Consider the following 22995-nt stretch of genomic DNA (forward strand, 5'->3'; position numbering starts at 1 on the left):
CGGCCCAGCTCAGAGCGGTATGACCGGGGTGCGGCCGGGGTCGCCCCGGCGGCTCAGCCGCCGCCGGTGTCGCTGTGCACGAGGTCGCCGAGGCGACCCACGAGCGGCAGGTGAATCACCGGATCGGGCAGTGCGGCGAGCGCGAGCACGACGATGACCGCCCCCAGCACGCCCATCACCACGATGTCGGTGAAACGGCTGCGCACCGCCAGCATCCCGACCTCGGGCAGCACGATCCGCAGCACCGCGCCGACGAGCATGCCGACGCCGATCGTGACGATCCCGGCCCGCCACGCGCCCAGCGCGGTGACCAGCAGGCCCACGCCGACGAAGGCCAGCACCAGCACGATCGGCCACTGCCGCACCGGCACCGGCATGTCGCGCCCGGCGGCCGCCGAACCGCCCTCGGGACGGAACGTTCCCGTGGTCTTCACCGGCGGCCGCTGCGACGAGGGACGACGCTCAGCGCCTTCAGACGGCGGCACTGCGCTCCGCCGCCTCAACGACGTTCGACAACAGCATCGCCCGGGTCATCGGGCCCACGCCGCCGGGGTTCGGGGAGATCCAGCCGGCCACCTCGGCGACCTTCGGGTCCACGTCGCCGGTGTAGACGCCGTCCACACGGCTGACGCCCACGTCCAGCACGGTCGCGCCGGGACGGACGTCCTCCGGCTTGATCAGGTGCGGCACGCCGGCCGCCGCGACGATGATGTCGGCGGCGCGCAGGTGCTCGGAGAGGTTGCGGGTGCCGGTGTGGCAGAGCGTGACCGTCGCGTTCTCGCTCTTGCGGGTGAGCAGCAGGCCGATCGAGCGGCCGACGGTGATGCCGCGGCCGACGACGCAGACGTTCGCGCCGTTGAGCTCCACCTTGTGGCGGCGCAGCAGCTCGACGATGCCGTAGGGGGTGCACGGCAGCGGGGCCTCGACGTTCAGGACCAGCCGGCCCAGGCTCATCGGGTGCAGGCCGTCGGCGTCCTTGGCCGGGTCGATCAGCTCCAGGACGCGCTTCTCGTCCAGGTGCTTCGGCAGCGGCAGCTGGACGATGTAGCCGGTGCAGTCGGGGTTCGCGTTCAGCTCGCGGACGACGTCCTCGACCTGCTCCTGCGTGGCGTCGGCGGGGAGCTCGCGCTGGAGGCTGGCGATGCCGACCTGCGCGCAGTCGCGGTGCTTGCCGCGCACGTAGGAGTGGCTGCCGGGGTCGTCGCCGACCAGGACGGTGCCGAGGCCGGGGTTGATCCCCCGCGCCTTCAGCTGCTCGACCCTGGTGACGAGCTCGGACTTGATCGCTGCGGCGGTGGCCTTGCCATCGAGAATCTGGGCGGTCATGAGGACATTCTCCCGGATCGCGGAAGCGGTTGTGTCACGGGGCCGCCGGGTCGCCGCCCGTGCACGGACCGTGCAGGTCCGGTTGCAAATGCGCCACAAGTCCCCGCCCGCCCCACAACGAGGTGGACACGGCAGGGACGGATCGGAACGATGGTGGCGTATCAGAAACGGGGACGGGTTCGGGGGGATCGTGAGCACTACCAGCGCGCATCAGTCCGCGCCGGGTCCACAGGTACGGCCGGGGGCACGCGCCGCGTGGGAGTACCGCTGGACGAGGATCGCGGGGGGACGCTACGGCGGACCGCTGCGGGTGCTGCTGCGCGGCAGCGGCGCCGGCGTCCTCGCCGTGGCGGCTGCGGAGGTCCACGCGACGCACGATCCGGGCGTGCTCTGTCCGCTGCGACGCTTCACCGGGATTCCCTGTCCCGGCTGCGGCAGCACCACGGTGTTCATGGAGTTGGGCGCCGGTCATCTGGGCGCGGCGGTCGCCGCCAACCCGGTGACGGTGCTGGTCGGCCTCGGCCTGCTCTTCGCGCCGCTCGGCGGCGGGAAGTGGTGGTGGCGGCTGCCGACGCGTCAGAAGAACGTGGTGATCTTCACTGCGGCGGCCGTCTCCTGGGCCTGGCAGTTGCACCGATACGGCTTCCTGCCGACCTGACCGTCAGCCCTCTCCGATAATCTCACCGCTCGTCAGTACGTCACGTCCCGTCACGCATCCCTGCCCGGAGGCACGATCATGAGCTACCCGCCCGACCCGAACAACCCCTACGGCCAGCCGCAGCAGCCCAACCCTTACGGGCAGCAGCCGCAGCAGCCCCAGCCGGGTTATGGCTACCCGCAGCAGCCCCAGCAGCCCCAGCCGGGCTACGGCTACCCGCAGCAGCCGGCGGCGGACCCGTACGCGCAGCAGCAGCAGCAGCAGCAGGCCTACGGCTACCCGCAGCAGGCCCAGCCGGGCTACGGCTACCCGGTGGGGGACCCGTACGCGGGCTACGTGCAGAACGCGTACGCCGGTTGGGGATCCCGCGTGGTGGCGCGCATCATCGACACCATCGTCATCGGGCTCATCCCGTGGATCCTCCTGTTCGCGCTCGACGGTCCGTCGACGACGATCAACGCGGACGGCTCCGTCAGCAGCAACACCGCCGGCTACGAGCTGGGCGCCTTCTTCGTGAACATCCTGGTGCTGGTCGGCATCGGCGTCATGAAGGGCACCATGGGCCAGTCCCTGGGCCAGAAGGCCGTCAACATCCGTACCGTGCGAGAGGCGGACGGCCAGCGTCTGGCGGTGGGCCCGGCGATCGTGCGTGAGGTCGCCCACGTCCTCGACAGCATCTGCTGCATCGGCTACCTGTGGCCGCTGTGGGACGCGAAGAAGCAGACCTTCGCGGACAAGATCATGACCACCGTGGTCACCAAGTCCAGCTGAGACGCTGCCGCTTGAGCCAGAAGGCCCGCCGTCCCGAGGAGGAACGGCGGGCCTTCGTCATGCCGTGGAGGTCACCGGTGGGCGACCTCGGCGGCTCAGTGGAAGAAGTGCCGCGTGCCGGTGAGGTACATGGTGATGCCGGCCGCCTTCGCAGCCTCCGCCACCAGGTCGTCGCGGACCGAACCGCCCGGCTGGACCACGGCCTTGACGCCGGCCTCGATCAGCACCTCGAGCCCGTCGGGGAACGGGAAGAACGCGTCCGACGCCGCGAAGGATCCCTGCGCCCGCTCGCCGGCCCGCTGGGCCGCCAGCCGCGCCGAGTCGACCCGGTTGACCTGGCCCATGCCGACGCCGACCGAGGCGCCGTCCTTGGCCAGCAGGATCGCGTTGGACTTGACGGCCCGGCAGGCGCGCCAGGCGAAGGCCAGCTCCGCCAGGTCCGCCTCGCCCAGCGCCTCACCACAGGCGAGGGTCCAGTTGGCCGGGTCGTCGCCGGCCGCGTCGATCCGGTCCGCCTGCTGCAGCAGCAGGCCCCCGGTGACCGCACGGGTCTCCACCGCCGGGACGGCGGGGGTGCCGCGCAGCACGCGGATGTTCTTCTTCTGGGCCAGCACCTCGACCGCGCCCGGCTCGTAGTCCGGGGCGAAGACGACCTCGGTGAAGATCGGCGCGATCTGCTCGGCCAGCGCCACCGTCACCGGACGGTTGACGGCGATGACGCCGCCGAAGGCCGAGACCGGGTCGCAGGCGTGCGCCTTGGCGTGCGCCTCGACGACGTCCGCGCCGACGGCGATGCCGCAGGGGTTGGCGTGCTTGATGATCGCGACGCACGGCTCGGCGTGGTCGTACGCGGCACGGATCGCGGCGTCCGTGTCGGCGTAGTTGTTGTAGGACATCTCCTTGCCGTGCAGCTGCTCGGCGGCGGCCAGGCCGGTGCCGGTCCCGTCGACGTACAGCGCGGCGGCCTGGTGCGGGTTCTCGCCGTAGCGCAGGACGTTCTCGCGCTCCCAGGTGGCACCGAGGAACGCCGGGAACTGCTCCTCGTCCTGCGGGGCGTAGCCGCCGGCGAACCAGGAGGCCACGGCCACGTCGTAGGCGGCGGTGTGGGCGAACGCCTCACCGGCCAGACGCTTGCGGGTGGCCAGGTCGAAGCCGCCGTCGCCGACCGCCTTCAGCACGTCCGCGTAGCGGGCGGGCGAGGTGACCACGGCCACGGAGGGGTGGTTCTTGGCCGCGGCGCGGACCATGGACGGGCCGCCGATGTCGATCTGCTCGACGCACTCGTCCGGGCTCGCGCCGGAGGCGACGGTGGCCGCGAACGGGTAGAGGTTCACGACGACCAGGTCGAAGGGCGCGACGCCCAGCTCCTGCAGCTGCTCGCGGTGGGACGCGAGGCGCAGGTCGGCCAGGATCCCGGCGTGCACGCGCGGGTGGAGGGTCTTCACTCGGCCGTCGAGGCACTCGGGGAAGCCGGTCAGTTCCTCGACCGGGGTGACCGGCACGCCCGCGCCGGCGATCTTCGCCGCGGTCGAGCCGGTGGAGACCAGCTCGACGCCGGCCGCGTGCAGGCCCTGGGCCAGCTCGGTGAGGCCGGTCTTGTCGTAGACGCTGACGAGCGCCCGACGGATGGGACGAACCCCCGCGGGGGTCTGGGGGTCGCCCCCCGGGATGTGGCTGTCGGAGGTGGGCTGCGGCTGGTTGCTGCCTGAGCTCATTACCGAATCCTTCTGCAATGCCCCGACAGGATGACCACCCCGTCGGCGCGGTTGATGTGGTGTGGTGCGCGCCGCGGGCTACTCGGCGGGCGCCGGGATCAGCACCCGGCGTCCGTCGACCCGGTGGCCCTCGCGGGCCATCCGTCCCACGGCGTCGACGAGCAGTCTGCGCTCGACGTCCTTGATGCGCTCGTGGAGCGCCTCGCCCTCGTCCTCGTGGTCCGAGTCGGCGACCTCGACCACGCCCTGGGCGATGATCGGTCCGGTGTCCACGCCCTCGTCGACCAGGTGCACGGTGCAGCCGGTGACCTTGACCCCGTACGCCAGCGCGTCGCGCACGCCGTGCGCGCCGGGGAAGGAGGGGAGCAGGGCGGGGTGGGTGTTGACGATGCGGCCCTCGAAGCGGCGCATGAACGCGCCGCCGAGGATCTTCATGAAGCCCGCCGAGACGATCAGGTCCGGCTGGTGGGAGGCGGTGGCGGCGGTCAGCGCGGTGTCCCAGTCGGTGCGCTCGGGGTAGTCCTTCACCCGGTGCACGAAGGTCGGGATCCCGGCCCGCTCGGCGCGTTCCAGGCCGGCGATGCCCTCGCGGTCGGCGCCGACGGCGACGATCACCGCACCGTAGGCCGGGTCGGCGGCGGCGTCGATCAGTGCCTGGAGGTTGGTTCCCGAGCCGGAGACGAGGACGACGAGGCGGGCGGGCGCCGCGGGTGCGGCGAAGTCCAGCGGTGCACTGCCAGGCGCAAGAGCCACAGCTCGGTCCTTCGGGTCGGGCCCGCCGCCGTCCCGCCTGCCTGCTGCCGAGGTGCCGCTTCGTGCTGCGTGCGGCTTCCGCGCGGCCTGCCGGGACGTGCGTCGAGCTCATTCGGGTGGCAGGCGCGGGGTGTCATCTCGTGACCGGCATCCGCGTCCGCCGAAGTGTGCCCGCAGGCGTGCCGCGGACCGGAAGGGAACCTCTTGGGCACGCCGTCCGTCAGCAACTTTACCGGTACCCGCGCGCGTACCCGCACCCCGGCGGTTCCCCGACGGCCACCCGGCCGACGATCATCCTGGGGTCGCACACCGCGGGAGGGCCCGGAGTGAGAGGGTGTCCCCGTACAGGGATACACAGACGGAGGCCGCGCAGCGCGTCCGAACCGGAAGATGCGACCAGGAGTAACGGCGAAGACCATGGGCCACAGCGGCGACACCAATCGGACCGGCTCGCAGCAGTCGCGCGACCCCTTCGCGCCGCCGCCTGTCGGCACGCCCGACCGGCCCTGGCAGCCGCGCGGCCCGGTCGCGCAGCAGCACCAGCATCAGCCGCCGTCCCGGCAGCAGTCCCAGCCGCCGCGTGACGCTTCGGAGGAGCGGCCCGGCGACGAGGACGCGCAGGAAGGGACGCCGGGCGGCACCGGCACCGGCCCGACGCCGGAGGACGACCCCTCGCGCGGTCGCGCGCAGGTCCCGCCCCCGCACCCGTGGAGCCCCGGCTACCAGGGCCAGCAGCCGCCGCTGCCGCGTTTCTACCCGCCGCCCCCGGCGCCGCGCTTCGACCCGACCGACCCGGTCCAGCGTCGGGCCAGGTACGCGCTGCTGAGCGGGATGTGGGGGTTCCTCTTCCTGATCCTCGGCATCCCCTATCTGACGCTGCTGCTCGGGGCCTTCGCGCTCTACTGGGGCATCAGCGCGCTGCGCGGCCAGGCCAAGCCCGCCAACCCCGCGCAGCAGGCCGTCCAGCCGGGCCCGCAGTACGGGCCGCAGTACGGTCGGCAGCCCTCCGGGTACTCGCCCTACTACCCGCAGCCCTCGCCCAAGCCCCAGGCTCCGGCCGCGATCGGCGGACTGATCGCCGGCACGGTCAGCCTGGCGCTCGTCGCCGCGCTGTTCGGGTTCCAGCTGTACTACAAGAGCTTCTTCGACTGCCGGGCGAACGCGCTGACCAACACCGCCTACAACGCCTGCGCGACCTCGGTCACGCCGACCCCGCCGGCCTGGCTGGTCCAGATCAACACCGGAAACTGAGCACGGCGACCGCGTCGGTCGCGGTCAGAGCGGGCTGAGCACCTCGTCGGCCGGCTCGTCCGTCGGAGCGGCGTGCTCGGCCGCCGCCCTGAGCTCCTGGCGGGCGGCGTACGCCCGCAGGGCGAGGACCGTCGGCAGGGCGAGCGCGGCGGTCCAGCCGAACGCCGCCAGCGCGGTCCAGCCGACCGGCGGCCCCACCCGGGCCAGCGCGGCGCTGCCGAGACTGCCGCCGGACCACAGCGCGGCGGCTCCGGCCAGCAGTCCGGTCCAGCCGGCCGCGGCGAGGGCCGTGCCCGCCGCCGCCCAGCCGCCGCGCGGCGGCGCCGTGACCGCCGACGCGGCGACGAACCAGCCGACGACCGGCCCCGCGACGACCGGGACGGCCAGCGCGCAGAGACCGAGCAGCGAGCGGCCGGGGGCGGGCGCGTCAGCGAGCAGCGGCAGCGCGATCGGCGGAAGCGCGGCCGCGCCGGTGGCGGCGACATGCCCGCCGAGCACGAAGCCGGGCCCCAGGGCGTAGCCCATGGACCAGACGACGGCGTTCGGCACCAGCGCCACGCAGAGCAGCAGCAGCGCGGCGCGCCCGGCCGCGTCCGGCGCGAGCAGCGCCGCGAGCGTGCCGGCCGCGCCGAAGTGCACCACCAGCGACCCGAGCAGCAGCAGTCCGCCGCCGCAGAGCAGCGAGAGCGCGCCGGCCAACCCCGCCCGCAGTGCGACATCCCGGTACGGAGCGAGCAGCCGTGCCTGCTCGACGCGGGGAGCGAGCCGGCCGTCCGGCCTGCGGACCGGCCAGACGCCGAGCCACTCCCCGCGGGCGCGCAGCGCCTGCCACCCCGCGGCCAGCCCCCAGGCGCCGGTGTTCCGCCGCGCCCCGGCCATCGCGGCGGGCAGGACGAGCAGGACCACCCAGCACAGGTCCGGCAGCGGCTCGCTGCGCGGAGCCCCACCCAGCGCGAGCAGGCTCGCCGGCAGCGCGACGGAGAGGTACCCGAGCACCACGGCCCCGATCCCGGCCGCACGGACGGCGGCACGTGCGGCGGCACGGAAGGCCAGCGCGGCGGCGAGCGCGGTGACCACCAGCGGAGCGACTCCCAGCGTGGTGCTGCCGGCGATCCCCTCCCAGCGCAGCGGCCCGCCGTGCCCGAGCAGCCAGATGGCCGCGGAGGTCCTGGGCACGGCGGCGAGACCGTCCCCGGCGTAGGGGGTGGCCACCCAGAGCAGGAACACGGGTCCGGCGACGCAGCCCCAGCCGACGGCGGCGGCCGCCGCGCCGGCGAGGAGGGCTGATCGGTCGATGAGCGCCATGGAGTTCAGGGTGACGCCGTGACACGCCCGATCTGTCACAAAACATGCAGTTATCACTCTTTGCCCAAACAATTCATATATGCGACTGAGCCCCACCGTGGCCGCGACGACCCTCCGGGGTGTCGGATGACCGCGCCCTCACCCCGCACCTCCCGCACCAAACGCAAGGCCCAGGCCGCCCGCCGCGCCGCGACGAAGCCCGCGACGGGCAAGCCCGGCACCCCGTCCAAGGCCGGACCCACCATGGACGGCACGGCAGCTGACCCCTCGTCCGCTGCCGACGCTCCCGCGGGCGAGGGCAGCCGGCGTGCAGGGCTCGACGGCGACGGCCGCACCGCGGGGCGGTCCGGCGATGCAGGCCGCAAGGCCGCACCCGTCGCCGATCCCGCCGCGGCCACCGCACCTGACGCCCCCTCGCCTGCGACGCGGCCCCCGGCCCACTCCGCATCCCGAGGCGCGCCTCCCGCAGCAGCCACCCCGGCCATCACCCGCCCACCACGCGCCGGCGAAGCCCCGTCAGCCGAAGACACCGACCGGCCATCCGCTCCGCCGCGCGACGGCGAAGCCGGTGCAGCGGCGGCCGGGGGAACCGGCGCAACCGGTCCAGCGGGCGCAGCAGGCGAAGCGGGCGCAGCCGGTCGAGCAGGCGCAGCAAGCGCAGACGGGGGAGCCGACCGGACGGCCGCTGCCGGTCCAGCAGTCGCAGCCGGTCCAGCAGTCGCAGCCGGTCGAGCAGGCGCAGCAGGCGCAGCCGGGGGAGCCGACCGGACGGCCGCTGCCGGGTGCAGCGGTGGGCCTTCGGCCGACGGCGGGGCTGACTCGGCCGCCGCTGCGCGGGAGGCGCACGCCGGGCCGCCGGCTCCTCCTAGTCCGCCGTGGGGGCGGGGTGCCGGGGAGCCGACGCTGTCGTCGTTGGCGCCGCCGCCGGCGCCGGGGAGGCGTGGGGCCGTGGGGCATGCGGCCGTCGACGGGACGCGGAGCGTGGAAGCCGCTGCGACCGGGCGGGGCGGGCTGCGGGGCGGTGCGGTGGCCGTGGCGGAGTCGCGGGCCACGGAGGCGACGGCCGAGGCGTTCGACCTGCTGTACGCGGCCGCCGCGCCGAGGCTGCTGTGGCAGACCTACCTGCTCACCGCGCACCGGCACCGCGCCGCCCACTGCGTGCGCCGGGCTTTCCAGCTCGCCTGGACGAACTGGGACACCGTCAGCGCCGACTCCTCCCCTGAGGGCTGGGTCCGCGCCGCCTCGTTCGAGCTCGCGCTCTCGCCGTGGCACACCGGCGGTCCGCGCATGCAGCACCTGATGCACCTGCCGCACCGTCGGCTCCGCGTCCCCGAGGACCACGGGAACCTGACCCGACGTGACAAGGCGCTGATGGCGGCGCTGATGCGGCTGCCACGACCCCAGCGCCGCGCCCTGGTCCTGCACGACGTGATAGGGCTGGACTGGGCGCAGACCGCCGTCGAGGTCGAGGGCAGCACGCCGGTGACGTTCGGGCGGGTCGCCCTCGCCCGCCGCGCGCTGGCCGGCACCGTGCCGGGGATCGTCGGCCCCGACTCCGAGGTTCCCGGCTTCGGTCGCCGCGTCGGCGAGCAGCTGCGGGCCGCGGCGGGGCGTGCCCTGGACGGCGGCGACCCGGAGTGGCAGCCCCACCTCGCCCCGGCGCAGCACACCAGGGTCCGCGCCCGTCTGCACGACCGGGGCGTGACCGCCGCGGCCGGCGCCCTGACACTGGCGACCGCCGGCGGCCTCGCCGCGGCGCTTATCTGGGGCACGCCGCTGCACCCGAGCGAGCAGCCTTTCGTCAGCCACCGTCAGCCGACCCCGGCCGACCAGGCCGTCTACGCGCCCACGCCGAGGCCGAACCAGCCGTTGACGCACACCATCCCGGTGACCCGTCACGAGCCGCCCGACAGCGCCGGCGACGCCGTCGACACCGGTGTGAAGGCGTCGCAGCACACAGGCGGCGGCGGTCAGGGCGGCAGGAGCCGCGGCGACCAGCTGCAGCGCATCCACCACTCCGCTCCGCACGCCCCGCCGCACAAGAAGCACCGGTGAACGCCCGAAGGGCCGTCCCCCGCGCAGCTGCGCGGGGGACGGCCCTTCGTCGCCTGGGTGGCGTCGCCTCGTGGCGAGCGATCAGCCGATCAGCTCGCGCGCCAGGCGCGCGGTCTCGGACGGCGTCTTGCCGACCTTGACGCCGGCGGCCTCGAGGGCCTCCTTCTTCGCCTGGGCGGTGCCGGAGGAGCCGGAGACGATGGCGCCGGCGTGGCCCATGGTCTTGCCCTCGGGCGCGGTGAAGCCCGCGACGTAGCCGACGACCGGCTTGGTGATGTGCTGCGCGATGTACGCCGCCGCACGCTCCTCGGCGTCGCCGCCGATCTCACCGATCATCACGATGATGTCGGTGTCCGGGTCGTCCTGGAACGCCTGGAGGGCGTCGATGTGCGTGGTGCCGATGACCGGGTCGCCACCGATGCCGACGGCGGACGAGAAGCCGATGTCGGACAGCTCGTACATCATCTGGTAGGTCAGCGTGCCGGACTTCGACACCAGGCCGATGCGGCCGGCCGAGGTGATGTCGGCCGGGATGATGCCGGCGTTGGACTGTCCGGGGCTGATCAGGCCGGGGCAGTTCGGGCCGATGATCCGGGTCTTGTTGCCCTTGGCGGTGGCGTAGGCCCAGAAGTTGGCGGTGTCGTGGACCGGCACGCCCTCGGTGATCACGACGGCCAGGCCGATCTCGGCGTCGATCGCCTCGATGACCGCGTCCTTGGTGAAGGCCGGCGGCACGAAGATCACGGAGACGTCGGCGCCGGTGGCCTGCATGGCCTCCTTGACCGAGCCGAAGACCGGCACCTCGGTGCCGTCGACGTCGACGGTGGTGCCCGCCTTGCGCGGGTTGACGCCACCGACGATGTCGGTGCCCGAGGCCAGCATGCGGCGGGTGTGCTTCATGCCCTCGGAGCCGGTCATGCCCTGGACGATGACCTTGCTGTCCTTGGTGAGGAAGATAGCCATTTTCGGTTCCCCAGCCCTTACTTCGCAGCCGCGAGCTCAGCGGCCTTGTCGGCCGCGCCGTCCATGGTGTCCACCTGCTGCACGAGCGGGTGGTTCGCGTCGGTCAGGATCTGACGACCCAGCTCGGCGTTGTTGCCGTCCAGACGGACGACCAGCGGCTTGGTGACGGCCTCGCCCTTGCTCGCGAGGAGCTCGAGCGCCTGCACGATGCCGTTGGCGACCGCGTCACACGCGGTGATGCCGCCGAAGACGTTGACGAAGACGGACTTGACGTCCGGGTCGCCCAGGATGATCTCCAGGCCGTTCGCCATCACCTCGGCGGACGCGCCGCCGCCGATGTCGAGGAAGTTGGCCGGCTTGACGCCGCCGTGGTTCTCGCCGGCGTAGGCGACGACGTCGAGGGTGCTCATGACGAGACCCGCGCCGTTGCCGATGATGCCGACCTCGCCCTCGAGCTTGACGTAGTTCAGGCCCTTGGCCTTCGCCTTCGCCTCGAGCGGGTTGGCGGCGGCCTTGTCCTCCAGCGCCTCGTGCTCCGGCTGGCGGAAGTCGGCGTTGGCGTCCAGGGAGACCTTGCCGTCGAGCGCGACGATCTTGCCCTCGCCGGTCTTGACCAGCGGGTTGACCTCGACCAGCAGGGCGTCCTCGGCGACGAAGACCTTCCACAGCTGCTGCAGCACGTCGGCGACCTGGTCCGCGACCTCGGCCGGGAACTTCGCCGCGGCGACGATCTCGGCGGCCTTCGCGGCGGTGACGCCCTCGACGGCGTCGACCGGGATCTTGGCCAGCGCGTCCGGGTTTTCCTCGGCCACGACCTCGATCTCCACGCCGCCCTCGACGGAGGCCATGGCGAGGAAGGTGCGGTTGGTCCGGTCGAGCAGGAACGAGACGTAGTACTCGTCCTTGATGTCCGCCGTCTGGGCGAGCATCACCTTGTGGACCGTGTGGCCCTTGATGTCCATCCCGAGGATGGCCTCGGCCTTGGCCACGGCGTCCGCCGGGTCCGAGGCCAGCTTGACGCCGCCGGCCTTACCGCGGCCGCCGACCTTCACCTGAGCCTTGACGACCGCGCGGCCGCCCAGGCGCTCCGCGGCGGCGCGAGCAGCCTCCGGAGTCTCGATGACTTCACCGTCCAGCACCGGTACACCGTGCTTGGCGAAGAGGTCCCTCGCCTGGTATTCGAACAGGTCCACGCGCGTCCGTCCTTGTGATCGCGACTGCTTGTCTTCCCAGCGTGCCGCACGGACCGATGGCCGGCGGGGTACCCGGGCCCTGGCAGGGGCCTCGCGTCAGCGCCGTCGCTACGGGGAGCACACGGCGGCGTGGCACGCGGCATGTCCGTCTCGCAGGTTATCCCCGTCCGGGGGGCTGGGTTGACCCAGAGGACTCCCCAAGCCGGTGATAACCATCACAACGGGGTATCGGACGGGTCGCCGCCCGGCCCGGACGGCGCATCCGGCGACCTTCTCCCGCCTGGTCGGATACCCGTTCGAGCGGGCGGCGGGATGGCGTCCGGATGGCCGTGGAGCAGCCGCCGGGCGGCGGTTCGACGGCGCTCGCGGGGATCCGCCCTGACGGTGCATCAGACACGTTCGGCCGATCACGCGAAGCGCCCCGGCGCAGGCCGCAGAACGGGTATAACGGATGCATCACGTCGGTGGCAGCCGTGAGGCCACCCGTGCCGAGAAGCGGACGCCCGATGCAAAGTAGCGCGCACAGTCCCGGTCATAGACCCGGCCCGGAAGAGCTCGCCTGGGAGCTCACCACCGAGCCGCCCGTCGACCGCGCCGCGCTGGGCTCGGCGCGGCAGACCTGGGCGATGGACCGGCAGGCCGCGGCCACCTTCCCGGCCACCGCGGAGTCCGTGACCCGCGCGCGCTGCTTCGTACGGATCACCGCGGCGATGTGGCGGCTGCGGCCCGACACCCTCGCCGACACCGAGCTCTGCATGTCGGAGCTGGTCGGCAACGCGGTCCGGCACACCAGCAGCGTGCGCCTGCACTGCAGGCTCTGGAGCGCCCGCGGCATGCTCTTCGTCGAGGTCGACGACGAGGACCTGCGGGACGTCCCCCGGCTGGAACACGCGGGCGAGGACGACGAGGGTGGCCGGGGCATGCTGCTGATCGACACCTTCACCACCGCGTGGGGCAGCATCCCCCGCCCCGCCGGCGGCGGCAAGACCGTGTGGGCCGCGCTGCCGCTGCCGCGCTGAGCCGGGCGGGGCCGGGCCGCTCAGGGCGCCGGTATCGGCAGCGGCAGCTTCTGCAGGGCCGCGGCCATGACCTCGGGGAACAGGTCCGGCGTGCAGGCGAAGGCGGGCGCGCCGAGGGCCGCGAGCGCGGCCGCGTGCTCCCGGTCGTAGCCGGGCGCGCCCTCGTCGCTCAGCGCGAGCAGGGCGACGAACTGCACCCCGGCCGCCTTCATCGCGGCGACCCGCTTCAGCATCTCGGTCCGGATGCCGCCCTCGTAGAGATCGCTGACCAGCACGACCACGGTGTCGGCCGGACGGGTGATCCGCGACTGGCAGTAGGCGAGCGCCCGGTTGATGTCCGTCCCGCCGCCTAGCTGGACCCCGAAGAGGACGTCCACCGGGTCGGACAGCTCCTCGGTCAGGTCGACGACCGCGGTGTCGAAGACCACGAGCCTGGTGCTGAGGGCGCGCATCGACGCGAGGACCGCGCCGAAGACGGACGCGTGCACCACGGAGGCCGCCATCGAGCCCGACTGGTCGATGCAGAGGATGACGTCCTTCGCCACCGCCTGCTGGGCCCTGGCGTAGCCGACGAGACGTTCCGGCACGACGGTGCGGTGATCGGGGAGGTAGTTCCCCAGATTGGCCCGGATGGTGCGGTCCCAGTCGATGTCGCGGTGGCGCGGGCGGTGCGTGCGGGCGCCGCGGTCGAGCGCGCCGCCGACGACGGAGCGGGTGCGGGTGGCGATCCGGCGCTCCAGATCGGCGACGACCTTGCGGACCACGGCGCGGGCGGTCTCCCTGGTGGTCTCCGGCAGCGCCCTGCCGAGGGAAAGAAGCGTGCCGACGAGATGGACGTCGGGCTCGACGGCCTCCAGCATCTCCGGCTCGGTCAGCAGCCGGGTGAGCCCCAGCCGCTCGATCGCGTCCTGCTGCATCAGCTGCACGACGCCGGTCGGGAAGTAGCTGCGGATGTCCCCCAGCCAACGGGCGACCTGCGGCGCGGAGCCGCCGAGACCGGCGCTGCGCGGCCCGCTGCCGGGCTGCGCAGCGTAGACGGCGGAGAGCGTGCGGTCCATCGCCGCGTCGCGGCCGGTGAGCGCCCGGCCGGTGCCGTCGGCGTCCCCGCCGAGCACCAGCCGCCAGCGGCGCAGCCGCTCGTCGTGGGCGTCGGTGGTGGTCATCCTGCCTCCTGCAGGCCGAGGATCAGGTGGGCGGTCGCGACCGCGGGCGCGGCCTGCGCCGGGTCGAGCCGGTCCGCGAAGCCCGGGTGCCCGGCCTCAGCGTCGTCGCGGCGGCCGCCGCGAACCAGCTCGCCGACGCTGCGGCGGACGCCGGGCTCCAGCCGGGAGAAGGTGCGGCGCAGCAGCGGCAGCACGTCGGGGAAGGCGGTGTCGGGGATCCCGGCGATCCAGGCGTCGACGAGCGCGAGCAGCCGCTGGTCGTGCACCAGCAGCACCCCGCCTCCGGCGAGGAACCCGTCCACCCACGCCGCGCCCTCCGCCGGCGGCACCCCAGGCGTGAGCACCAACCCCAACTGCCGCGCCGCCTCCCCCTCCTCCAGCCACCCGTCGTCCAACAACAGCCTCGCCGCCCTCCCCCTCACCACCCCGCCGCCAACTCCCGCTCCACCAACCCCCTCAAACACCCCACCCACCTCTCCCGCACCCCAGCCCCTCCCCCCGCTGCGCCGGGCCCAGCCCCCGGCAGGACGGCAGCAGGCGACGCCTGCGGGGCGTGGGCTGCCGCGTCGGGCAGAGCCTCCGGCTCCACCCCCTCCCATGCCTCCCGGCCGAGCCCGCCCCGCTCCGCAGGCGCGCTCTCCGCTGCGCCGGGACCAGCCCCCGGCAGGACGGCAGCAGGCGATGGCTTCGGGGCATGGGCTGCCGCGTCGGGCAGAGCCTCGGGCTCCACCGCCTCCCATGCATCCCGGCCGGGCCGGACCTGCGCCGCAGGCGCGCTCTCCGCTGCGCCGGGCCCAGCCCCCGGCAGGACGGCAGCAGGCGACGGCTTCGGGGCGTGGGCTGCCGCGTCGGGCAGAGCCTCGGGCTCCACCGCCTCCCATGCATCCCGGCCGGGCCGGACCTGCGCCGCAGGCGCGCTCTCCGCTGCGCCGGGACCAGCCCCCGGCAAAACGGCAGCAGGCGACGCCTGCGGCACGCGAGCCGCCGGAGGCGAGGGCTCGGTCGTGGGGGTTGTCGCGAGGAGGGAGATGGCTGAGTGGGTGGCGGTGAGGTGGTCGGCGAGGGCCTGGGCTGCGGTGGGGTCGAGGGAGGAGGCGGCGGAGGGGAGGCCGATGCAGATGCGGGTGGCGAGGGAGGTGGCCAGGTCGGCGAGGAGGGGGGTGGCCGTGGAGCGGACGTCGCCGTAGCGGAGGGAGCGGACCAGGGCCGGGAGGGCCTGCGCGAGGTGGGCGACGTCGGTGTCGAGCGCCGCGCGGTCGGCCAGGCAGCTGAGGACGACGGGCAGCGCCTCCGGCAGCGCGGCGAGCAGGCAGGTCTCGGCGAGGGCCGTGACCTCGCCGAGCCGCTGGGCGTCCACCGCACGGGCCGACACCCGCGCCGACGCCGCCGCCTCGACCGTCGTGCCCCAGATGCCCGCCTCGGCGACCCTGACCGCCGACTCCGGCTCCCAGGCCAGCTCCCAGCTCTCCCTGAAGGTGCCCGTGGCCCGGGTCTGCGACTCCGCCGGGACGGCCCAGTCGATGTCCAGCAGCGCGAGCCGGTGCAGGAACCGGCTCCGCGCCGCGTCCAGTTCCTTGCGCAGGTCGAGTTCGAGGACCCGCACCCGCGTCTCCGGCTTGAGCCTGAGCTCGCGCTGCAGGCGCGACAGGTCACGCTGCAGCGGCACCGCCGGGGCGGCGTCGGGTACCTGACCGAGCGCGTCGCCGACGATCAGCCGGTCCTCGACCAGCCGCAGCGGCACGTCCGACCCCTCGCAGAGCACCGCCCGCACCGCGTCGACCGTCTCGCTCAGGCCCGCCAGCGGCCGGCCCCGCACCGCCGCGAGCGTCTCGGCGAGCCGTACCGCCTCGATCACGTGCGCGGAGGAGACGGCGTAGTCCTCCTCCCGCAGCAGCCCGGCGACCCTGGTCAGCCAGCGCTCGACGACCTGGTGGCCGTCCGCGTCGAACAGGTGCTGGTACCAGCCCGGCGAGGCGATGCCCGCGCCGTAGCCGGTGTGCTGGGACAGCCGCCGGTGCGTCCAGGGGACCCAGGTCACCTCCACCTTGGCCTTGGGCAGCCCGCGCAGCAGCGCGTTGTCCGCGGCGACCGGGACCCGCGCCGCCAGCGCGGGAACGTGCCAGGCCCCGCAGACCACCGCGATCCGCTCGGCCCCGGCCCGCACGGCCGCGCGGATCTGCCTGCGCATGTACGCCTCGCGGCGCGCGTCCTCCTCCACCTCGGGGGCCTGCTCGCGCAGCGCCGTCATCGCCTCCGCCAGCGCCAGGAAGGGCGCCAGCGCGTCCTCGCCACCGCCGCCGGGACGCGCGTGCTCGACGACGTCGTCCCACCAGCGTTCGGCGTCCTCCTGCCCGGCTGCCCGCGCCAGCTCGCCGATCGGATCGACCCCGAGCGCCTCCCGCTCCTCGCTCTCCTCGGCGCAGGAGGCGGCCAGCGCGAAGGTGTGCGCGGCGGGCAGGTCGATGAACCTGACCGGGATCTCCCGGTCCAGGGCGTGCCGCAGCGCCACCCACTCCGGGGAGAACGCCGCGAACGGCCAGAACGCCGCCCTGGCCGGCTCGTCGACCACATGCGCCAGCAGCGCGACCGGCGGCGCCATGTCCTTGCCTGCGGCGAGCGCCAGCAGCGCGTCCGCCTCGGGCGGGCCCTCGATCAGCACCGTGTCGGGCCGGAACTGCGTGAGCGCCGCGCCCACCGCCCGCGCCGAACCGGGGCCGTGGTGGCGCACGCCGAGCAGCGCGATGTCCGTCAACGCGGCCCCCTCAGTGCGCGGCCGCGTCGCGGCAGCTGCGGTAGAAGTCCTTCCAGTCCGCGCGCTCGCGCACGACGGACTCCAGGTACTCCTGCCACACGAGTCGGTCCGTCGCAGGGTCGCGGACCACCGCACCGAGGATGCCGGCGGCCACGTCGCCCGCCCGCAGCTCGCCGTCGCCGAAGTGCGCGGCCAGCGCCAGGCCGCTGGTGACCACGGATATCGCCTCCGCCGTGGAGAGCGTCCCCGAGGGGGACTTGAGCTTGGTGCGGCCGTCGGCGGTGACGCCGTCGCGAAGCTCGCGGAAGACGGTGACGACGCGCTGGATCTCGGTCAGCGCGCTCGGCAGCTCCGGCAGGTCGAGCGAGCGGCCCAGCTCGGCGACGCGGCGGGCGACGATGGCGACCTCGTCGTCGAGCGTCGCGGGCAACGGCAGCACCACCGTGTTGAAGCGGCGGCGCAGGGCCGAGGAGAGCTCGTTGACGCCGCGGTCACGGTCGTTGGCGGTGGCGATCAGGTTGAAGCCGCGGACGGCCTGCACCTCCTCCCCCAACTCCGGTATCGGCAAGGTCTTCTCGGAGAGGATGGTGATCAGGGTGTCCTGCACGTCGGCCGGGATCCTGGTCAGCTCCTCGACCCTGGCCGTCTTGCCCTCCGCCATCGCGCGCAGCACCGGGCCGGCCACCAGCGCCGCCCGGCTGGGGCCCTCGGCGAGCAGCCTGGCGTAGTTCCAGCCGTAGCGGATGGCCTCCTCCGGCGTGCCGGCCGTGCCCTGCACCAGCAGCGTCGAGTCACCGCTGACCGCGGCGGCGAGGTGCTCGGAGACCCACGTCTTGGCCGTGCCCGGCACGCCGAGCAGCAGCAGCGCGCGGTCCGTCGCCAGCGTCGTGACGGCGACCTCGACGATCCGGCGCGGGCCCACGTACTTGGGGGTGATCACGGTGCCGTCGGGCAGCGTGCCGCCGAGCAGGTAGGTGGCGACGGCCCAGGGCGACAGCCGCCAACGGACCGGCCGCGGCCGGTCGTCCGCGGCGGCCAGCGCGGCCAGCTCCGCCGCGTAGGCCGCCTCCGCGTGCGGCCGGATCGGCTCCGGGGAGGACGTCGGGGTGGGTACGGACGTGGACATAGGTCTCCTCAGGGAGGAAGGCACCAGGGCATCGTCGAAGAGGCGGAGGCAGCTGTCGGAAGGGCGCCCACCGCTCGGGCGCCGCCTGCGGGTACCACTCTGCCGGGTGGGTCTGACAGATGCCGGCACTCGCGCGCCGACGGCCCTGGCCCGTCAGGTCAGGGCCGGTCCGGCCCGGCCCGGCACCCCACCGTCCCCCGGCCCTGACGCGGACTCACCCCGGCGCCACCACCTCACCGACGTGCGCCGCGACCGACTCGCCGCCACTCGGCACCGGGAGGAGCGGCCCAACCGCGGCGCTGCCCGGCTCCGTTGTCAGTGGTGCGCCCTAACGTCGGGGGTATGGACGATCGCTGGACCGCCGAGCACGTTCTCTCGCTCTCCCCCGACGCCGCGTCACGGAAGGCCGCCGCCGAGCTCGGCACGGCGGATCCTTGGTCCGGCACGGGGGCGAACGAGACGGCCGTGTGGGGTGCGTGCAGGGGCAGCGGGTCCCGTCCGTACCGGACGGTGGTCGCGCTGGACGGCCCCGCCTACCACTGCTCCTGCCCCAGCCGTAAGTTCCCGTGCAAGCACGCGCTCGCGCTGCTGCTCCTCCGGTCCGCCGGCGAACTCACCGGAGCGGCCGCGCCCGACTGGGCGGATGCCTGGCTGACGGCCCGTCGGCAGCACGCCGACGGCGCGGCCTCGCCGACCGCCTCCGCGACCGGTCCGGCCGACTCCCCGACGCCCGCCCCGGCGCGGGACGACGCAGCGGCGGCCGCCCGGCGACGACGACGCGAGGCGCGCGTCGCGGCCGGCGCGGCGGAGCTCCAGGCGCGCCTGGAGGACCAGCTGCGCGGTGGTCTCGCCGACGCCCCGACCCGCGGCCAGGCGTTCTGGGAGGGCGTGGCCGCCCGTATGGTCGACGCCCAAGCTCCCGGTCTCGCGGCGCGGGCAAGGGAGTTGGGCGCGCTTCCCGCGTCCGGCGGTTCCTGGCCTTCCCGCCTGGTGGAGGAGTACGGCCTGCTGCACCTGCTGGCGGCGGGCTACCAGCGCGTCGACGCACTGCCCGCGCCGCTGGCGGCGACGGTGAGGGCCCGCGTCGGCTTCACGGTCGACAACGCCGAGGTGCTCGGCGGCGGTCCGCTGATACGCGACCGCTGGCTGGTGCTGGGCTCCCGCGACAGCGCCGACGACCGCCTGACGACCCGCCGGCTCTGGCTCCACGGCGCCAGGTCGGGGCGGCTCGCGTTGCTGCTGTCCTTCGGACGCCCCGGCGTCGCACCGGAGTTGGCGCTCCCCACCGGGCTGGAAGTGGACGCCGATCTCGCCTTCCACCCGGCGGCGCGGCCACTGCGCGCGGCACTCGGCTCGCGCTACGCCGCGCCCGTGGCGCCGACCGCGCCCGGCCCCGTGGGCGTCACCCTGGACGCCGCGCTGACGGAGTACGCCCGCGCGCTGGGCGAGGATCCGTGGCTGGAGTCCTGGCCCACGGTGCTCACCGGCGTGACGCCGGTCCCCACGGAGTCCGGCTGGCAGCTCGTGGACGCCACCGGCGCGGTTCCACTGCGGACCGCCTCGCTCTGGCGTCTGGTCGCAGCCTCGGGCGGCCGCCCGGTGACGCTGTTCGGCGAGTGCGGCCACCGCGGCTTCTCCGCGGTCACCTGCTGGACCGAGGCGGGCTCGCTCCCGCTCTGACCGGTCGCCGCCCCCACCCGGCACCGCAGCACCGCAGCACCGCAGCACCGCAGCACCGCAGCACCGCAGCACCGCAGCATCGCAGCACCGCAGCACCGCAGCATCGCAGCACCGACCGAGGATCCCCGGCCACGACAGGCACCGCCCGACACGCCCGACACCGCCCGAACGAAGGGTTCGCTGTGAGCGACTGGACCGACCTCGTCGAGGACGCGCTGCTCGGCACCAACCGGCGCGACAGCCCCGACCTCCTCGACCGCGCCGCCGTGCAGACCCTCGTCCGGCGCGCGGGGCTGCGGCCCGCCCCGGCCCCGCGCGTGCCCGCCCCGCTCCGCTCGACGAGCGGCCCGCCCTGCCCGGCCCGGCCGCCCGGCGGCTGGCCTCGCTGCTCGCCGAGAGCGGCAGCGAACTGCTGCCGCAGTGGCTCGGCCGAGCGCGGGACCGCGGCTTCGCCCTCCCGCCGGCCCTGGTGCCGTCCCTGCTCGACGCCGCGCGTCAGCGCAGCGACCTGCGCGGGGACGCCGTCGCGCTCGCCGGACCGCTGGGCCGCTGGCTCGCCGGAATGAACCCCGACTGGCGCTACGTGCTGCGACTGCCCTCCGCCGACGAGGACGCGCACCCGGAGGCGCGGGCGGGCGCGGACGCCGTGTGGCAGGAGGGGCTGTTCGCGGAGCGGGTCACCCACCTGACCCGGCTGCGCCGTCGCGATCCCGCCGCCGGGCTCGCCCTGCTCCGCTCGACCTGGCGCACCGAACGCGCGGAGGACCGGCTGCTCTTCCTCGACGCCCTCCAGGAAGGTCTCGGCGCCGGCGACGAGGAGTTCCTCGAGGAGGCCCTGGCCGACCGCGCGAAGAACGTCCGTGCCACGGCCGCCGAACTGCTCTCCACGCTGCCGGGTTCGGCGCTCTCCGAGCGGATGGCGGCGCGGGCCCGCCTGGCGGTCGCCGTCGGCCCCGAGGGCGGTCTGGTCGTCGAGCCTCCGGCCGCGTGCGACACGGGGATGCAGCGTGACGGGATCGCGCCCGTCTCACCGACCGGCCGGGGCGACCGGGCCTTCTGGCTGGGCGAGGTGGTCGCGGCGACGCCGCTCTCCTGCTGGACGGAGCTGCTCGGGGCGCCCGAGCGGGCCCTGGCCCTGCCGACGGCTCCCGAGTGGGCCGACGAGCTCCATGAGGCCTGGGCGCGCGCCGCGGTGCGGCAGCATGCCGCCGACTGGGCGCGGGCCCTGCTCGCCCTGCACCAGGGCCGCGGCACCAGCGGGACGCAGTCCCGGCTGCTCTCCGTCCTGCCGTCGGCGGAGCGGGCGGCGTGGACGGCGCGCTTCGTGCTGGAGCAGGGGCTGGCGGAGGCTTTCCAACTCCTGGTCACCTGCCCGCCGCCCTGGTCCGAGGAGCTCGCCGAGGCCGTCCTGGACGCGCTCGCGAGGGCGGCGGCCGCCGGGGCCTACCCGTGGAGCCACAGCGGCGTGCTGGGCGTGGCCGAGCGCTCCCTGCCGTTCGCGGCAGCCGCACGCGCGGACGCGTTGGCCGAGGCGTCCTCCTCGGCCTGGGCGGAGGTGTTCACCCGGCTCGCGACGACGCTGCGCACCCGCTCCGCGATGCTGGCGGAACTCGCCTGAGCCCGGCCGGCCACAGGTCCGGCCGCCGCGGCCCGCCCGACGACAGGCCGGACGAGCGCGGCGTTCGAGCTTGTGTCTCAGGCGGTCGCGCCGGCCCGGAGGTTGGCCTCGACCCAGCTCACGACATCACGCGTGGGCGTGCCCGGCGTGAAGATCTCGGCGACGCCGAGCTCCTTGAGCTGGGGGATGTCGTCGTCGGGGATGATGCCGCCGCCGAAGACCACGATGTCGGCAGCGTCGCGCTCGCGCAGCAGCTCGACGATCTTGGCGCACAGCGTCATGTGCGCACCGGAGAGGATCGACAGGCCGATGCCGTCGGCGTCCTCCTGGATCGCGGTGTCGACGATCTGCTCCGGGGTCTGGTGCAGGCCGGTGTAGATGACCTCCATGCCGGCGTCGCGCAACGCGCGAGCGATCACCTTGGCGCCACGGTCGTGACCGTCGAGCCCCGGCTTGGCCACGACTACGCGGATAGGGCCGGACACGCCCATCTTTGCCTCCTGCATCCCTGCGTCCTTGCAGCTGCTGCGTTAACCGGCGTTCCCATCCGGTGGTGGAACGTTATCGCCAGCCGGGCCCAAACGCCGTTTCACGGGCCGAAGCGAGGGGAGAATCACATCGATCCACCAGTTCACTGCGCGTTCGAGCACCGGCCGCACCGGCGACACCCACTCGCGTCGCCGCCTCCCGGCCCCTCGCGGACACGCGCAACGGGGAGCCGAGCCGTCACGCGCTGCTGCCGCCTTGCCTCATTCCGCGATGCCCGCGCACGCTCGCCCGTCCGCGCCGCACGCTTCCCGGATCTGCACCTGCGGGGAGGTCGGAGCCGTGAGCATCCCGTTCTGTCGTACCGCCGCGCTGGCCAGGGGCGTGGGCCTGGAGGGCGCCGCCCTCGCCGGACACCTGGCCCTCTACCCGGGCGGCTTCGCACCCGAACGCCGTCCGCTGCCGCCGCAGCACTGCGGCCACGACGCCGGCGCCGGACACAGCCCGGTCCTGCTGCTGCACGGGCTCTTCGACAACCGTGCCGTCTTCACCCTGCTCCGCCACAACCTGCACGTCCACGGCTGGGACCACCTGCACGGGCTGAACTACAACCCGCTGACCCTCGACATCCCCCGCGCCGCGGCACTGCTGGGCCGCCATGTCGAGCACGCCCGCCGGGCCTACGGCGGTGAGCGGCTCGCGATCGTCGGTCACAGCCTGGGCGGCCTGATCGCCCGCTACTACGTCCAACTGCTGGGCGGCGGCGCCCACGTGCACACGGTCGTCACGCTGGGCACCCCGCACCGGGGCACCGTCGTCGCACACGCGCTGCGGCCGTTGCCGATCGTGCGGCAGATGCTTCCCGACAGCGAGGTGATGGCCGCACTCGCCGCTCCCGCGCCCGGCTGCCGGACGCGTTTCGTCTGCTTCTGGGGCGATCTCGACCCGTTGATCCTGCCGCACGGGAGCGCCCGGCTGACGCATCCCGATCTGACGGCGGAGAACGTGCTGGTCAGAAATGCCGGCCATCTGACACTCCCGGTCCACTGGGAGGTGCTGGCGCGGATCCGGGCCGAGTTGCGGCCCGCGTCGCCGACGGTGACCGATCGTCAGATCGCTTGATCTGACAAATGGTACAGGGGGGATAATTCGGCTGTTCTC

21 protein-coding genes are annotated in these 22995 nt (G+C 74.3%); 8 read left to right on the forward strand and 13 right to left on the reverse strand.

Annotated features, from left to right (window positions below; genetic code table 11):
- Positions 1-53 precede the first annotated feature (53 nt).
- Positions 54-434 carry a DUF3017 domain-containing protein gene (locus BS83_RS23725; protein WP_232248469.1) on the reverse strand — a complete coding sequence of 127 codons (381 nt, stop codon included), beginning with the start codon at positions 432-434 and terminating at the stop codon, positions 54-56.
- Positions 435-471: 37 nt separating this feature from the next.
- Positions 472-1326 carry a bifunctional methylenetetrahydrofolate dehydrogenase/methenyltetrahydrofolate cyclohydrolase gene (locus BS83_RS23730; protein ID WP_037605612.1) on the reverse strand — a complete coding sequence of 285 codons (855 nt, stop codon included), beginning with the start codon at positions 1324-1326 and terminating at the stop codon, positions 472-474.
- Between the two features lie 190 nt (positions 1327-1516).
- Between BS83_RS23730 and BS83_RS44225 the strand changes: the two genes are divergently transcribed.
- Both BS83_RS44225 and BS83_RS23740 read left to right on the forward strand, forming a co-directional pair.
- Positions 1517-1984, forward strand: a complete 468-nt coding sequence (locus tag BS83_RS44225) for a DUF2752 domain-containing protein (protein ID WP_198035288.1) — start codon at positions 1517-1519, stop codon at positions 1982-1984.
- A 78-nt stretch (positions 1985-2062) separates the two neighbouring features.
- Positions 2063-2755: an RDD family protein gene (locus BS83_RS23740; RefSeq protein ID WP_037605614.1), complete on the forward strand. Its 693-nt coding sequence runs from the start codon at positions 2063-2065 to the stop codon at positions 2753-2755.
- A 95-nt stretch (positions 2756-2850) separates the two neighbouring features.
- Here BS83_RS23740 and purH read toward each other — a convergent pair whose 3' ends face one another.
- Positions 2851-4470, reverse strand: coding sequence for a bifunctional phosphoribosylaminoimidazolecarboxamide formyltransferase/IMP cyclohydrolase (purH, locus tag BS83_RS23745; protein WP_084713950.1), 1620 nt, complete (start codon positions 4468-4470; stop codon positions 2851-2853).
- A gap of 78 nt (positions 4471-4548) precedes the next feature.
- Positions 4549-5223, reverse strand: a complete 675-nt coding sequence (purN, locus tag BS83_RS23750; RefSeq protein WP_051943763.1) for a phosphoribosylglycinamide formyltransferase — start codon at positions 5221-5223, stop codon at positions 4549-4551.
- A gap of 390 nt (positions 5224-5613) precedes the next feature.
- Here purN and BS83_RS23755 point away from each other — a divergent pair, with 390 nt between their 5' ends.
- The gene (locus tag BS83_RS23755) at positions 5614-6474 is read left to right on the forward strand and encodes a hypothetical protein (RefSeq protein WP_157597294.1); all 861 of its coding nucleotides are present in this window, start codon (positions 5614-5616) and stop codon (positions 6472-6474) included.
- A 24-nt stretch (positions 6475-6498) separates the two neighbouring features.
- Here BS83_RS23755 and BS83_RS23760 read toward each other — a convergent pair whose 3' ends face one another.
- Positions 6499-7779 carry a cell division protein PerM gene (locus BS83_RS23760; protein WP_051943768.1) on the reverse strand — a complete coding sequence of 427 codons (1281 nt, stop codon included), beginning with the start codon at positions 7777-7779 and terminating at the stop codon, positions 6499-6501.
- 516 nt (positions 7780-8295) lie between these two features.
- Entirely contained in the window at positions 8296-8625 is a 330-nt protein-coding gene (locus BS83_RS23765) for a hypothetical protein (protein WP_037605615.1), read from the reverse strand.
- Between the two features lie 135 nt (positions 8626-8760).
- On the opposite strand from BS83_RS23765, the gene BS83_RS42055 reads away from it, so the two are divergent.
- Positions 8761-9834: a SigE family RNA polymerase sigma factor gene (locus BS83_RS42055; RefSeq protein ID WP_157597295.1), complete on the forward strand. Its 1074-nt coding sequence runs from the start codon at positions 8761-8763 to the stop codon at positions 9832-9834.
- Between the two features lie 81 nt (positions 9835-9915).
- Here BS83_RS42055 and sucD read toward each other — a convergent pair whose 3' ends face one another.
- The gene (gene sucD, locus BS83_RS23775) at positions 9916-10797 is read right to left on the reverse strand and encodes a succinate--CoA ligase subunit alpha (protein ID WP_037605616.1); all 882 of its coding nucleotides are present in this window, start codon (positions 10795-10797) and stop codon (positions 9916-9918) included.
- A 17-nt stretch (positions 10798-10814) separates the two neighbouring features.
- Positions 10815-11990 (reverse strand): ADP-forming succinate--CoA ligase subunit beta, encoded by a 1176-nt coding sequence (sucC, locus tag BS83_RS23780; RefSeq protein ID WP_037605617.1) that lies wholly within the window; start codon positions 11988-11990, stop codon positions 10815-10817.
- Positions 11991-12496: 506 nt separating this feature from the next.
- Between sucC and BS83_RS42060 the strand changes: the two genes are divergently transcribed.
- Positions 12497-13009, forward strand: a complete 513-nt coding sequence (locus BS83_RS42060) for an ATP-binding protein (RefSeq protein WP_051943771.1) — start codon at positions 12497-12499, stop codon at positions 13007-13009.
- 20 nt (positions 13010-13029) lie between these two features.
- Here the strand turns inward: BS83_RS42060 and BS83_RS23790 are convergent, their stop codons facing one another.
- Genes BS83_RS23790 through BS83_RS23805 form a run of 4 tightly spaced genes read right to left on the reverse strand, consistent with a single transcriptional unit; the run spans position 13030 to position 18050 of the window.
- Positions 13030-14172: a vWA domain-containing protein gene (locus BS83_RS23790; RefSeq protein ID WP_037605618.1), complete on the reverse strand. Its 1143-nt coding sequence runs from the start codon at positions 14170-14172 to the stop codon at positions 13030-13032.
- A complete protein-coding gene (locus BS83_RS45665) occupies positions 14169-14570 on the reverse strand; it encodes a DUF5682 family protein (RefSeq protein WP_408641033.1) in 402 nt (133 codons plus the stop codon). Before BS83_RS45665 ends, BS83_RS23790 begins: the two co-directional genes overlap by 4 nt.
- A 20-nt stretch (positions 14571-14590) precedes the next feature.
- Positions 14591-16924, reverse strand: a complete 2334-nt coding sequence (locus tag BS83_RS23800) for a DUF5682 family protein (RefSeq protein ID WP_051943773.1) — start codon at positions 16922-16924, stop codon at positions 14591-14593.
- Between the two features lie 10 nt (positions 16925-16934).
- Complete coding sequence (locus BS83_RS23805; protein ID WP_037605620.1) at positions 16935-18050, reverse strand: ATP-binding protein; 1116 nt, start codon at positions 18048-18050, stop codon at positions 16935-16937.
- Between the two features lie 342 nt (positions 18051-18392).
- Between BS83_RS23805 and BS83_RS23810 the strand changes: the two genes are divergently transcribed.
- Both BS83_RS23810 and BS83_RS23815 read left to right on the forward strand, forming a co-directional pair.
- Complete coding sequence (locus BS83_RS23810; protein WP_037605621.1) at positions 18393-19730, forward strand: SWIM zinc finger family protein; 1338 nt, start codon at positions 18393-18395, stop codon at positions 19728-19730.
- Positions 19731-19920: 190 nt separating this feature from the next.
- A complete protein-coding gene (locus BS83_RS23815; protein WP_456300480.1) occupies positions 19921-21348 on the forward strand; it encodes a DUF5691 domain-containing protein in 1428 nt (475 codons plus the stop codon).
- Between the two features lie 77 nt (positions 21349-21425).
- Here BS83_RS23815 and BS83_RS23820 read toward each other — a convergent pair whose 3' ends face one another.
- On the reverse strand, positions 21426-21839 hold the full coding sequence (locus BS83_RS23820; protein ID WP_037605622.1) for a cobalamin B12-binding domain-containing protein: 414 nt from the start codon (positions 21837-21839) through the stop codon (positions 21426-21428).
- A gap of 337 nt (positions 21840-22176) precedes the next feature.
- On the opposite strand from BS83_RS23820, the gene BS83_RS23825 reads away from it, so the two are divergent.
- Positions 22177-22956, forward strand: a complete 780-nt coding sequence (locus tag BS83_RS23825; protein ID WP_037605623.1) for an esterase/lipase family protein — start codon at positions 22177-22179, stop codon at positions 22954-22956.
- The last annotated feature ends 39 nt before the right edge of the window (positions 22957-22995 follow it).

The sequence above is a fragment of the Streptacidiphilus rugosus AM-16 genome (assembly GCF_000744655.1).
Classification (GTDB): Bacteria; Actinomycetota; Actinomycetes; order Streptomycetales; family Streptomycetaceae; genus Streptacidiphilus; species Streptacidiphilus rugosus.

Excerpts from the sequence above, each read along its gene's own strand:
- sucD (WP_037605616.1), bottom strand. The coding sequence starts at position 10,797 with ATGGCTATCTTCCTCACCAAGGACAGCAAGGTCATCGTCCAGGGCATG.
- BS83_RS23740 (WP_037605614.1), top strand. The coding sequence starts at position 2,063 with ATGAGCTACCCGCCCGACCCGAACAACCCCTACGGCCAGCCGCAGCAG.
- BS83_RS23755 (WP_157597294.1), top strand. The coding sequence starts at position 5,614 with ATGCGACCAGGAGTAACGGCGAAGACCATGGGCCACAGCGGCGACACC.
- BS83_RS23760 (WP_051943768.1), bottom strand. The coding sequence starts at position 7,779 with ATGGCGCTCATCGACCGATCAGCCCTCCTCGCCGGCGCGGCGGCCGCC.
- BS83_RS23790 (WP_037605618.1), bottom strand. The coding sequence starts at position 14,172 with ATGACCACCACCGACGCCCACGACGAGCGGCTGCGCCGCTGGCGGCTG.
- BS83_RS23730 (WP_037605612.1), bottom strand. The coding sequence starts at position 1,326 with ATGACCGCCCAGATTCTCGATGGCAAGGCCACCGCCGCAGCGATCAAG.
- BS83_RS23820 (WP_037605622.1), bottom strand. The coding sequence starts at position 21,839 with ATGGGCGTGTCCGGCCCTATCCGCGTAGTCGTGGCCAAGCCGGGGCTC.
- purH (WP_084713950.1), bottom strand. The coding sequence starts at position 4,470 with ATGAGCTCAGGCAGCAACCAGCCGCAGCCCACCTCCGACAGCCACATC.
- BS83_RS23805 (WP_037605620.1), bottom strand. The coding sequence starts at position 18,050 with ATGTCCACGTCCGTACCCACCCCGACGTCCTCCCCGGAGCCGATCCGG.
- BS83_RS23810 (WP_037605621.1), top strand. The coding sequence starts at position 18,393 with ATGGACGATCGCTGGACCGCCGAGCACGTTCTCTCGCTCTCCCCCGAC.
- BS83_RS42060 (WP_051943771.1), top strand. The coding sequence starts at position 12,497 with ATGCAAAGTAGCGCGCACAGTCCCGGTCATAGACCCGGCCCGGAAGAG.